This window comes from Rhodococcus sp. NPDC055112 (assembly GCF_053607505.1).
Genome location: NZ_JBSGTR010000098.1, coordinates 1 through 10,917, shown reverse-complemented (window position 1 = coordinate 10,917; position 10,917 = coordinate 1). Strand labels below are relative to the sequence as shown.

Below are 10,917 nucleotides of genomic sequence, written 5' to 3'. Positions count from 1 at the left end.
GCAGGTCCGGAGCCCTTGTCGGTTGAGGGGGTGTCAGGAACCGAGGCTCCCGGTCCCGAGCGAACCGCCGTCGGAGGAACCCGACTGCGGGAGGTCGTTGCCGTTGGAGTCGGGGCGGTGGATCCGGACGGTGACGGGCGCCGTGCCGTCGGCCTGGACGGTCACGATGCGAGCGCCATCCGCGGACGTCACCCGGCCGCCCTTGACCTCGCTGACGTATCCGCCGGGGTAGTGCAGGTCGGAGACGTAGATCTCAGTGGTCTGGGCGGACGGGTGCGGCTGGTAGGTGTACTCGAAATCGCCACCGTCCGCGTTGAACTGGAGCTTTCCGGGGACACCGGCGGTGGCCCGCGGGTAGGTGCGAACGAGCTGCTTGCCCACCTCACCGCTGAACGGGTCGCCGCCGTTGTAGTGCCAGTACTGCCATCCGATGTTTCGACCATCGGCTCGTGACACGGTGGCCTTCAGTGTGTTGGGATCGATGTCGCCGAACTCGGTGACCAGCGCGGGTCGGTTGGTGCGGGCCTGCAGGGCCTCGATGTTCGACCAGGTGCGGTCGTGCTGTGCCGGGCACAGGGTCGCCACCCACTTCGGTAGCCCGCTGTAGATGCTCAGCTGGCTGGGGATGCAGTAGTCGTGCACGGAGAACGCCACGTTGGGATCGGAGATGGGCTGCTTGCCCAGGTTGCTCGGCATCAGCTGGTTCCACGTCACATTGGGCTCCCAGAAGACGGGCACCTCGGCGTTCGCATCCCGGATGTAGGTGGTCACCTTCTCGAGGGCGGCCTGGTACTTCTTGTCGAAGTCCGAGCAGCCGAGGGGGAAGCAGCTCAGGTAGGGCGATCCCGGCCACGGTTCGTTCAGCACTTCGATGCCGAGGACCGCCGGCTTGCCGTTGACCTTCGCGGCCAGGGCGGCGAGGGCGGTGCCGAGGTGATCCTGCACGCCGTGGGTGTTGTCCCAGACCTCGTCCCAGCCCTTGTTCATGCTCGGCATCAGGTAGTTCATCGGGAATCCGGGGTTGTCCTCGCCCGCGGCCGGCCTCGCCTCGATGGACCACGCCGGGAACCCGTTGCCGCCCCATGGGCTGCCGAGCGAGTCCTGGTGGTTGTCCAGCAGCACGTAGATGCCGCGGGCGCCGAGCAGATCGACCGTGCTGGCGACCCGGTTCAGATAGGCGGTGTCGATTTGATCGCGCGTTGGCATCAGTGCGTCGAAGGACACGCCCAGTCGGACGCTGTTGAACCCGTGCCGGGCGAGCAGGTCGGCCTCGCCCGCCGTGATGGTGTCGGTGAGGTACGGAGCCTCCTTGTCGACGCTGTTGACTCCGTGCAGCAGGAGCGCGCGGCCGTGTCCGTCGACTAGGGTGCGGCCCTCGACGCGCACCTGACTGACCGGCGCTCCGTGTGGTTGATCGGCGGTGGCGACCGCGGGTATGCACGCCGCCGCGATTCCGAGTGTGGCGATGCCTACCGCCAGCAATCTGCGCATCAGTTTCCTCCAGGGAACGTCGAACCAGGACGTTTGTCCAGATCGCGGAGATGGTAGGGAGGCTTCCCGCGTCGCACAATGGCTTTTCGAGAATTCGGTCCGGCACTTTTATCCGGCGTTGCGTGGCTCGGGATCTGCCGATGGACCTGTAGACAGGTAGACATGCTCACCGTTTCCGCCTACGCAGCGACCAGTGCCGACGGACCGCTCGAGAAGGTCGGCATCGAGCGCAGGGACCTCGGCCCGCTCGACGTGCTCATCGAGATCAAGTACTCGGGCATCTGCCACTCCGACATCCACACCGCGCGCAACGAGTGGGGCGGTACGCACTATCCGGTGGTGCCGGGCCACGAGATCGCGGGCGTCGTCACGGCGGTGGGCTCCGAGGTCACCCGGCACCGGATCGGGGACCGCGTCGGCGTCGGCTGCTTTGTCGATTCCTGTGGCGCATGCGGCCCCTGTGCGTCCGGGGACGAGCAGTACTGCACCAAACGCGTTGTCCAGACCTACAACTCGCGTGTCGGCGATGGTGAGTACACGATGGGCGGGTATTCCACCCACATCGTGGTCACCGAGGGGTTCGTGCTCAGCATCCCGGACGGTCTCGCACTGGACGTCGCGGCGCCGCTGCTCTGCGCGGGCATCACGCTGTACTCACCCCTGCGGCACTGGGGCGCGGGCCCCGGCAAGCAGGTGGCGATCATCGGCATGGGTGGGCTCGGGCACGTCGGGGTGAAGATCGCCGCTGCGCTCGGTGCGGAGGTGACCGTGCTGAGCCAGACGCTGAGCAAGCAGGAGGACGGCCTGCGTTTCGGTGCCCACCACTATCACGCGACGAGCGACCCCGCGACCTTCAAGGCGCTGCGGTCGAGGTTCGACCTGATCCTCAACACCGTCTCGGTGAACCTCGACATCGACCTGTACATGTCGACGCTCGCGGTCAACGGGGCGCTGGTGGAGCTCGGCCTGCCCGAGAAGCCGATCCGGGTCAGCGGATTCTCGCTCGCGGCGAACCGGCGCAGCCTGGCAGGGTCGATGGTGGGCGGGATCGCGGAGACGCAGGAGATGCTGAACTTCTGCGCCGAGCACGGGATCGGCGCGGAGATCGAGGTGATCCCCGCGGACCGCATCAACGAGGCCTACGACCGGGTGGTGCGCAGCGATGTGCGCTACCGATTCGTGATCGACGCCGGGACCTTCTGACGCGGTCCGCGTCGGTTCAGTCGGTGCGCTCTTGCGTGGTCCGTCGCACGAGCCGCACGAGATCGCCTGCGGGACCGTCGAGTTGGCGGGGAGGCCGCCAGACGGCCCGGAGGGTCCTGCCGAGCTCGAGGCCGTCGACGTGGATCACCCGCAGCTCGCCGGTCCGCACCTGGTCCTTGACCGCGAGCGTGCTGAGAACCGCGGGTCCAACCCCGCCGAGCACGCTCGTCCGGATGGCGGCGGCACTGCCCAGCTCGAGGATCGGCTGGGCGCGCTCGTACTCCTGCAGGGCCAGGTCGAGCGTGGTCCTCGTGCCCGAACCGGGCTCCCGGACCAGCAGCGAGGTGGCGGCGAGCTCGGCGATGGTCAGCGGCCGTCGTCGACGGGTCCACGGGTGGTCGGGCGGAACGACCACGACCAGCTGGTCACGAGCGACGGTGATGCTGTGCAGCGAGGACGGGACCGAGGGTGACTCGACGAAACCGACATCGCAGGAGCCGTCGGTGACACAGTCGAACACCTGAGCCGAGTTGCGAACCTGCAGATGGACCGTCACATCGGGATTCAATCCCCGGAACCGGCCCAGCCATCCCGGCATCAGGTGCTCGGCCACGGTCATGCTGGCACCGATGGTCAGCTCCGCCGACCGCTCGGCGCGCATCCCCTCGGCGACATCGAGCAGTTGGCTTGCGTCGGCGAGGACCTGGCGCGCCCAGTGGGCGATGACGGTTCCCTGGGGCGTCAGCGTCGAGCCGGTCGGCTTGCGCTGCAGCAGGGGCATTCCGAACTGCCGCTCGAGTTGCTTCATGGATCGGCTGGCGTTCGGCTGCGCGATGCCCGCGATCCGGCTGGCGGCGCTGAGGCTCCCGTGGTCGTCGACGCCGACGAGCAGTTCGAGGACGCCCATCTCGGGCCAGCGGCGGGTCATACGCGCATGGTATGCCTATCGGGATCTCCATATCATTGTGATATGAGGTGTTGGCAAATCGCCGGCTACCGTACTTAGCTCGGGTAACGGACAGTCGATGCATGAGCAGAGAACTGGGCGGGTCGAATCTCGTTCGCGATCGGGCCGACGCGGATACGCCGCCCGTACGGCCGGGCGCCGAGCTGACCGATGTCCTCCCCGGCATCGCGCTCAGCGTGGTCGGCACGCTGGTCGCGATGGGGGTGGGGCGGCTCGTGCCCGCCGTGAGCCCGATGCTGATCGCGATCGTGGCGGGGGCGCTCGTGGCGAACCTGTTCACGATCGCGCCGCGGTTTCGCCCCGGTCTGGCCTTCTCGTCCAAGCGCCTGCTGCGGGTGGGCATCGCGCTGCTCGGCCTGCAGCTGATGTTCAGCGACATCCTCGGGCTCGGCTGGGGCGTCATCGCGGTTGTCGTCGCGATCGTGTGCCTCGGTATGGCCGGGACCATGTACGCAGGCAAGCTGCTCGGACTGTCGTGGACCCAGCGGGTCCTCATCGCCTGTGGATTCTCGATCTGCGGCGCGGCGGCGGTCGCGGCCGCGGACGGGGTCATCGACGCCCGCGAGGAGGAGCTGCTCACCGCGGTCGCCCTCGTGGTCATCTTCGGCACCCTGATGATCCCGGCGATCCCGCTCCTGTCGAGCGCCATGGGGCTCGGCGAGGAGGCCGCCGGTATGTGGGCGGGCGGTGCCATCCATGAGGTCGCCCAGGTGGTTGCGGCTGGTGGAGCGATCGGCGGGGCCGCGTTGGCCGTCGCCACCGTCGTCAAGCTCGCCCGGGTGCTCATGCTCGCCCCGGTGATGGCCTACCTGAGCGTGCGCAGTCGGCGCCTGCCCGCAGGCGGCGCCGGTGCCGCTCAGCGCCCGCCGCTCGTTCCGCTGTTCGTGCTGGCCTTCATCGCGTGTGTGGGGCTGCGGTCGACCGGGTTGCTGCCCGGATCGGTCCTGGCCGTGGCAGGAATGGCGCAGACGGCGCTGCTCACCGCCGCGATGTTCGCCCTCGGCGCCGGGGTGCGCCTGGCTGTCATCCGGGACGTCGGCCCCCGTCCCTTCGTGCTGGCGAGCCTGTCGACCGTCTGGGTTGCGTCGATCGCGCTGGTGGGCGTCCTGCTGGTGAGCTGAACCCCGGACCACCCCTGGTCGTCGTCCCGATCGAGCGCCATACTCGGTGCATGCCCGGGTGCGCGCGCTGCGGTGGCGGCTGCCAGGGGAGATCCGGGCGCCGCAGGCGAGCGCAGAAGGAGTCGGGGCGATGTCTAGGCAACTCGAGGGTCACCGGGTGGCGATCCTGGCGACAGACGGGGTCGAGCAGGACGAGCTGATCGAGCCGCGGCGCGCGGTCGAGGAGGCGGGCGCCGCGGTCACGCTGATCTCACTCGAGCCGGGGGAGATCCAGGCGTTCCGCGGAGACGTGCAGCCGGCAGACCGGTTTCCCGTCGATCTGGTGGTCTCGCGCGCGAGCGTCGACGATTTCGACGGCCTGATCCTGCCCGGCGGCACCATGAACCCGGACCGGCTCCGGGTCGACGACCACGCTGTCGCGTTCGTGCGGCACTTCGTGCACGTCGGCAAGCCGGTCGGCGCGATCGGACACGGTCCGTGGATGCTGCTCGAGGCGGACGTGGTCGGCGGTCGGACCCTGACCAGCTGGCCGAGCCTGCGCACCGACATCATCAACGCCGGCGGCAGCCACGTGAACGAGAAGGTCGTGGTGGATCGGAACCTGATCACCAGCCGCGGGCCTGCGGACCTGCACTGGTTCTGCGCGGCGATCGTCGGCAAGTTCACCCAGATGCCGCAGCCGGTCGAGCCCTTCTGACGCCTTGTCGAGGTGCGAGAACCGGGCGTAGCGTCGACACAAAGGTCGATCCTCGAGTCGAGGAGGAGTGAGCATGTTCCAGAATCTGTTCGCCGACATGAGGCTGAATATGTTCTCCGAGCAGCTACGGCAGTTCCCGGGACGGGTGCGTCGGTTCCCCGAGAAGCTGAGTCTGTTCTCCGAGTGGATCGGTTATGCCCTCGGACTCGTTGCCGTCCTCACGTTTGCTCTCAGCGTGGTCGCGGCGGCGTCGGGCTTCACCGGCTGGGCGATCGTTGCGGGCCTGGTGTGCGTTGGTTGCGTGCTGATCGGTTCGAGCATCGTGAGCAGCGCCGTCGTCCACGATCGAAGAGTGCACCAGCACACCCCCCGGTTCCCGCTCCCCGGCGGCGACCGCTGGCCCGTGCGATGACGACCAACGGCGGCGCCGGCCGAGAGGAGCCAGCGATGAGTCTGAACATTTTCGCCGGGTGGGTCGGCTTCGGCTGCGTCCTGCTCACCGCGCTCACCCTGGGGATGTTCCTGGTGGCGGCGGGGTCCGGTCATCCCGGCTGGGCCATCGTCGCCGGGTCGGCACTGGTCGTCGTGATCACGACGGCCGTGGCCGTGGTGGGCGGCACCATCCACCACGACCACAAGCTGGGCCGGGACACGCCGCACTTCCCTTAGAGCTCGCGAGCCCCTAGGACTCGGCGAGCCGGGCCTTCTCCACGTCGATGTCGAAATCGGCGGGCGGCCAGTCCAGATCGAGCGACTCGAGTGCATCGATCAGCAGTTCGGTGACGGCCAATCTGCTGTACCACTTGCGGTCGCAGGGCACCACGTGCCACGGCGCGTGCTCGGTGGAGGTCCGGTCGAGCATGGCCTGGTACGCCTTCTGGTACTCCGGCCAGAAACCGCGCTCGGTGATGTCGCCCGGATTGAACTTCCAGTACTTGTCGGGCCGCTCGAGCCGTTCGGCCAGGCGGGCCTTCTGTTCGTCCAGCGACACGAACATCGCCACCTTGACGATCGTCGTACCGGACTCCACCAGTTCCCGCTCGAACGTGTTGATCTCGTCGTAGCGCGGCTCCCACACCTCCGGCGGCACCAGGTTGTGCACCCGCACCACCAGCACGTCCTCGTAGTGGGACCGGTCGAAGACACCGAGCTGTCCGTTCCTGGGCAGGGCCTTGCGGATCCGCCACAGGTAGTCGTGGCGTTTTTCCTCAGGGGTCGGGACCCCGAAGGAGGCGTGGTCGACACCCTGCGGGTCCACGTGGCCGATCACGTGCCGGAGCATCCCGCCCTTTCCCGCGGTATCCATACCCTGCAGCACCAGCAGCACCGAGCGGGTGTCGCCGGAGCGTCCGTTGGCGTACAGCAGCTCCTGGAGGGCGGACAGGCGTGCGCCGCGCTCCTCGAGCAGTCGCTCGCCCAGCGCCTTGTCGCCGACGAAGCCGGGGGTGCCCTTCGTGACTATGTCGGCAACCCGGGTGTCCGGCGTCGCCCGCAGCGCCTCGACCGCGGGGATCTCCCAGTTGTCGACTGGTTTCTTCGGAAGCTTGGCCATGCCGTGACTGTAGTCACGGCATGGCGGGTTCGGGCCGCTCCGCCTGCGGCGTTTCGGCACCGCGACGCAATGGTGAGCGCCGTCACGCGAGGCTAACCTGACGATAGGTACCGGAAGGTCGAGGACGGACATGGCAGCTCAGGCTGGCGGCACACACGGCGGAGCGGCGCGGACGCAGCGTCGGTCCCGGGTGCTCATCATCGGCGCGGGTTTCTCCGGGATGGGCATGGCGATCCAGCTGCTGAAGGCCGGCCGCCCGGACTTCGTCATTCTCGAGAAGGCGGATGAGGTCGGCGGCACCTGGCGGGAGAACACCTACCCCGGCTGTGCCTGCGACGTGCCGTCGCACATGTATTCGTTCTCGTTCGAGCCGAACCCCGGCTGGTCCGAGCTGTGGTCTGGGCAGGCGGAGATCCTCGACTACCTGCGTGGCCTCGCCGACAAATACGGGCTGCGGGCCAAGACCCACTTCGGTCGCACCGTCGACGGCGGGTACTGGGACGAGACCGAGAACCGCTGGCACGTCCGCACCGAGGAGGGCGACGAGTACGTCGCGCAGTACCTCGTCGCAGGCGTCGGTGCGCTGCACGTCCCGAACGTCCCCGACCTGCCCGGGATGGGGGACTTCGGCGGTGTCGCGTTCCACTCCGCCCGGTGGGATCACGACTACGACCTCACCGGCAAGCGGGTGGCGGTGATCGGCACCGGCGCCAGCGCCGTCCAGTTCGTGCCCGAGATCGTCGACACGGTGGCCGACCTGCAGCTCTATCAGCGCACCCCGGCGTGGGTGGTGCCCCGCAAGAACCTCTCGATCGGCACGCGCCTGCGCCGGGTCTTCGACCTGGTGCCGCCGGTCAGGAGGGCATTCCGGGACGGCATCTACTGGGCGTCGGAATCGTTGGCGATCGGACTCAACGGCCACTCGAATCTGATGCGGCCGCTCGAGAAGATCGCGAGGAAGAACATCGCGCGCAGCATCGCCGACCCGGTGCTGCGGGGGAAGCTCACGCCCGGGTACCGGATCGGTTGCAAGCGCATCCTGGGGTCCAGCGACTACTACCCGGCGCTGGCCAAGCCCAACGTGCAGATCATCACCGAGGGCATCGAGAGGGTCACCGAGTCGGGCATCGTGGCCGGGGACGGCGCCGCTCGCGCGGCGGACGTCATCATCTTCGCGACCGGCTTCCACGTGACCGACGGGTTCGACAGCGTGAACCTCGCGGGTGTCGGCGGGCGGGAGCTGGTGCCGTACTGGAACGAGCACGGCATCCAGACGCACCTGGGGATCACCGTGGCGGGCTACCCGAATGCCTTCTTCCTGCTCGGTCCCAACACCGGCCTTGGGCACAACTCGGTGGTGTTCATGATCGAGCAGCAGATCCGCTACGTGCTGGCGGCGATGGCGCTCGTCGACGGCAGCGGCGCGGAGGCGATCGCGGTGCGGCCGGAGGTGCAGGATCGATTCAACGAGGACATCCAGGCCAAGCTGTCGAAGGGAGTGTGGACCAACGGCGGCTGCGTCAGCTGGTACCTCGATGCCAAGGGCGTCAACCGCACCATCTGGCCCGGGTTCACCTGGCAGTACTGGCTGCGCACCCGCAGGCTCGACCCGTCCGATTTCGAGCTGGTCGGGACCGCCGCGGAGACCGTCGTTGCGGTCGCCGAGACCACCGGCTGAGGCTGGGCGGTTGGTAATATCCTGATCATGGATCGGTAACCACCGACCGATCCGGAAATGCGCCCGCCGATGCGGGCGCATTGTCGTGAGTTCCCGAGTCAACGATGCCGAAGGAGCCAGGCTTGCCGTCGACGCCCAGCGATGCGGAGCCGCCCGTCGCCGTGCTCGAGGAGCCGCCCGCCCGGCGTGGACGGCCGCCGCAGCCGGGGTTGTCGGAATCCAGGCGCGAGCAGATCCTGGCCTCGGCGATCGAGGAATTCGCCGAGCGCGGCTACGAGGCGACGACCGCCGCGCAGGTGGCGAAGCGCGCGGGCGTCGGCCTCGGCACCGTGTACCGGTATTTCGACAGCAAGCGCGAGATCCTCGACCAGGTGATGGACCGCTGCCTGCGGGAACTGATCGACGTCGTCGACGCGCCCGCGCTGCTCGAGTCGCCGGAGACGCTGGAATCGCTGATCGCCCGGATCCGGGACCTCGCGGACGCGCTGTTCGGACTGGTCGAGGACTCCCCGAACGTCCTCAAGCTCCTGATGGTCGAGGCCAGCGCGATCGAGGACGAGCTCGGCAGGCGGGTGATGCGCGGCGAGCAGGTGTTGGCCGGGCTGGTCGCCGAGGTGCTCGAGCACGGGATACTGGGCGGCTGGCTGCGCAAGGATCTCGACACGAACGCGGTCGGACATTCGATCATCGCCATGACCTGGCCCGGTCTACTGCGCGGACTGCGCTTGGGTCAATGTGCCGCCGACCGGGCGCGGTACACCGACACGATCGTCGCGCTGGCGTCGTTCGGCCTGTGCCGTCGACCGGGTGCGGACGGGCAGGCGAGGTGACCCACGGGGTGGGTGCCGACGACCGGGGCGCGGGCGGGCGCAGCGCGGAGCGGCGCCGCGAGCTGGTTCAGGCGGCCGCGCAGGTGTTCGTGGCGGACGGCTACGCGCACTGCGGTGTCGCCGATATCGTGGCCGCGCTCGGTGTCGGTCACGGCACCTTCTACAACTACTTCACCAGCAAGCGCGACGTGCTGGATGCGGTCGTGGACCGCGGTTTCGAACTGATCAGGGAGCGGATCGTCGACGACGCGCTCGGACGGTCGGCGGACCTCGACGAGTTCTTCGACCGGTACCGGCGCATCGTCGATCGCCTGCACGAGCTGGTGCGGCAGGAGCCGGAACTGATCCGCTTCGTTGTGTTCGAGGCGCCGTCGATCGATCCGGTCCTGATAGACCGGCTCCTCGGGGTGTTCGGAGAGTTCGGCGACGTCGCGGCGGAGTTCCTCGCGTCCGGGGAGCGGAGCGGAGATCTGCCCGGCGCCGTTGACCTCGCGGTGGCGGGCGAGGCGATGGGCTCGATCCTGCTCGCCTCCGCGGTGTTCCCGCTGCACGGGCCCGCGACGGCAGAGGATCTGGCGGCGCCGCTCGTCGACTTCCTGCGCTCGGGTATCGGCGGGCCGGTCGGGGCCGAGCGCTGACAAGGCCTGTTCCCGGCAGTGGTGGCCGGGAACAGACCTGTCATCTAGTGCCGGTTGTCAGGAGCCGAAGAGAGAGCCGACGCTGCCGCTGGAGCCGTCGCCGCCGGCCCCGAGATAGCTGATGACGATCCCGGGGCCCTTGGTGTAGTAGCCGCCGGATCCGAGGGAGCCGTTGTAGTCCATGCCCGTGGTCAGGGTGTTGCCGCGCGAGCAGTCGTCACCGACCTTGTAGCTGACGCTGAAGACGGGGGAGGAGCCGGGCTGGTTCCGGACGATCCAGTCGTTGGGGGCGAAGTCGACGCTGACGAGGGGATCGCGACCGGGCACCGAGCCGTCGTCGACCTGCGGGTCGAGCGGGGTGTTGTTCATCTTGGCGGAGCCGGGGACGTACTTCAGGCAGGCCGCGTGCCGGTCCTTGATGTTGTAGAGGTGCTCCTCGGTGGAGTTGGTGCGTTCGAACTTCGTGGTGATCGTGATGATCTCGCCCGGGTTGGGGGTGGAGTTGGTGACGGTGCGGGTGAAGTGGGAGTAGTAGTCGTCCCAGGCGACCGTCGCGGGGGCTGCGACTGCGACGCCGGAGCCGAGGAGGGACAGTACTCCGAGCGCGGCGGTGGTCGCCGCGCCGGCGGCGACGCCGCGCCGGGTGGTTCGAGGGGCCATGGTGATGTCCTTGTGGTCGGTGGGTGAGGTCGGGCTCCGGCGCCGTGTTGGCGGGGCGCCGGTGCCCGACCACGGGTGAG

General features: G+C 68.6%; 11 protein-coding genes and 1 pseudogene. 8 read left to right on the top strand and 4 right to left on the bottom strand.

What is annotated here, in order from left to right:
• Positions 1 to 33: 33 nt before the first annotated feature.
• Positions 34 to 1,491: an endoglycoceramidase I gene (locus tag ACWFRB_RS25695; protein ID WP_452644056.1), complete on the bottom strand. Its 1,458-nt coding sequence runs from the start codon at positions 1,489 to 1,491 to the stop codon at positions 34 to 36.
• A 162-nt stretch (positions 1,492 to 1,653) separates the two neighbouring features.
• On the opposite strand from ACWFRB_RS25695, the gene ACWFRB_RS25690 reads away from it, so the two are divergent.
• Positions 1,654 to 2,694, top strand: coding sequence for an NAD(P)-dependent alcohol dehydrogenase (locus ACWFRB_RS25690; protein WP_452644054.1), 1,041 nt, complete (start codon positions 1,654 to 1,656; stop codon positions 2,692 to 2,694).
• 16 nt (positions 2,695 to 2,710) lie between these two features.
• On the opposite strand, the gene ACWFRB_RS25685 is transcribed toward ACWFRB_RS25690, so the two are convergent.
• The gene (locus ACWFRB_RS25685) at positions 2,711 to 3,622 is read right to left on the bottom strand and encodes a LysR family transcriptional regulator (RefSeq protein WP_452644052.1); all 912 of its coding nucleotides are present in this window, start codon (positions 3,620 to 3,622) and stop codon (positions 2,711 to 2,713) included.
• 101 nt (positions 3,623 to 3,723) lie between these two features.
• On the opposite strand from ACWFRB_RS25685, the gene ACWFRB_RS25680 reads away from it, so the two are divergent.
• The 4 genes from ACWFRB_RS25680 to ACWFRB_RS25665 all read left to right on the top strand — a co-directional run bounded on the left by ACWFRB_RS25680 (position 3,724) and on the right by ACWFRB_RS25665 (position 6,148).
• Positions 3,724 to 4,782, top strand: a complete 1,059-nt coding sequence (locus tag ACWFRB_RS25680) for a YeiH family protein (protein ID WP_452644050.1) — start codon at positions 3,724 to 3,726, stop codon at positions 4,780 to 4,782.
• Positions 4,783 to 4,912: 130 nt separating this feature from the next.
• Positions 4,913 to 5,479 (top strand): type 1 glutamine amidotransferase domain-containing protein, encoded by a 567-nt coding sequence (locus ACWFRB_RS25675; RefSeq protein ID WP_452644048.1) that lies wholly within the window; start codon positions 4,913 to 4,915, stop codon positions 5,477 to 5,479.
• Positions 5,480 to 5,552: 73 nt separating this feature from the next.
• Positions 5,553 to 5,891, top strand: coding sequence for a hypothetical protein (locus ACWFRB_RS25670; protein WP_452644046.1), 339 nt, complete (start codon positions 5,553 to 5,555; stop codon positions 5,889 to 5,891).
• A gap of 35 nt (positions 5,892 to 5,926) precedes the next feature.
• Entirely contained in the window at positions 5,927 to 6,148 is a 222-nt protein-coding gene (locus ACWFRB_RS25665) for a hypothetical protein (RefSeq protein ID WP_077043489.1), read from the top strand.
• A gap of 13 nt (positions 6,149 to 6,161) precedes the next feature.
• Here the strand turns inward: ACWFRB_RS25665 and ACWFRB_RS25660 are convergent, their stop codons facing one another.
• Positions 6,162 to 7,031 (bottom strand): polyphosphate kinase 2 family protein, encoded by an 870-nt coding sequence (locus tag ACWFRB_RS25660; protein ID WP_452644044.1) that lies wholly within the window; start codon positions 7,029 to 7,031, stop codon positions 6,162 to 6,164.
• A 130-nt stretch (positions 7,032 to 7,161) separates the two neighbouring features.
• Here ACWFRB_RS25660 and ACWFRB_RS25655 point away from each other — a divergent pair, with 130 nt between their 5' ends.
• The 3 genes from ACWFRB_RS25655 (at position 7,162) to ACWFRB_RS25645 (ending at position 10,177) form a co-directional block, all read left to right on the top strand.
• Positions 7,162 to 8,709 (top strand): flavin-containing monooxygenase, encoded by a 1,548-nt coding sequence (locus ACWFRB_RS25655; RefSeq protein ID WP_452644042.1) that lies wholly within the window; start codon positions 7,162 to 7,164, stop codon positions 8,707 to 8,709.
• A gap of 122 nt (positions 8,710 to 8,831) precedes the next feature.
• On the top strand, positions 8,832 to 9,539 hold the full coding sequence (locus ACWFRB_RS25650) for a TetR/AcrR family transcriptional regulator (RefSeq protein ID WP_452644040.1): 708 nt from the start codon (positions 8,832 to 8,834) through the stop codon (positions 9,537 to 9,539).
• Positions 9,540 to 9,547: 8 nt separating this feature from the next.
• Positions 9,548 to 10,177 (top strand): TetR/AcrR family transcriptional regulator, encoded by a 630-nt coding sequence (locus ACWFRB_RS25645; protein ID WP_452644038.1) that lies wholly within the window; start codon positions 9,548 to 9,550, stop codon positions 10,175 to 10,177.
• 57 nt (positions 10,178 to 10,234) lie between these two features.
• Here ACWFRB_RS25645 and ACWFRB_RS25640 read toward each other — a convergent pair.
• Positions 10,235 to 10,917, bottom strand: a pseudogene (locus ACWFRB_RS25640) (hypothetical protein); the annotation flags it as partial.

Bases quoted from the DNA above. Each gene is read 5' to 3' on its own strand.
- ACWFRB_RS25695 (WP_452644056.1), bottom strand. From the start codon at position 1,491: ATGCGCAGATTGCTGGCGGTAGGCATCGCCACACTCGGAATCGCGGCG.
- ACWFRB_RS25690 (WP_452644054.1), top strand. From the start codon at position 1,654: ATGCTCACCGTTTCCGCCTACGCAGCGACCAGTGCCGACGGACCGCTC.
- ACWFRB_RS25685 (WP_452644052.1), bottom strand. From the start codon at position 3,622: ATGACCCGCCGCTGGCCCGAGATGGGCGTCCTCGAACTGCTCGTCGGC.
- ACWFRB_RS25680 (WP_452644050.1), top strand. From the start codon at position 3,724: ATGAGCAGAGAACTGGGCGGGTCGAATCTCGTTCGCGATCGGGCCGAC.
- ACWFRB_RS25675 (WP_452644048.1), top strand. From the start codon at position 4,913: ATGTCTAGGCAACTCGAGGGTCACCGGGTGGCGATCCTGGCGACAGAC.
- ACWFRB_RS25670 (WP_452644046.1), top strand. From the start codon at position 5,553: ATGTTCCAGAATCTGTTCGCCGACATGAGGCTGAATATGTTCTCCGAG.
- ACWFRB_RS25665 (WP_077043489.1), top strand. From the start codon at position 5,927: ATGAGTCTGAACATTTTCGCCGGGTGGGTCGGCTTCGGCTGCGTCCTG.
- ACWFRB_RS25660 (WP_452644044.1), bottom strand. From the start codon at position 7,031: ATGGCCAAGCTTCCGAAGAAACCAGTCGACAACTGGGAGATCCCCGCG.
- ACWFRB_RS25655 (WP_452644042.1), top strand. From the start codon at position 7,162: ATGGCAGCTCAGGCTGGCGGCACACACGGCGGAGCGGCGCGGACGCAG.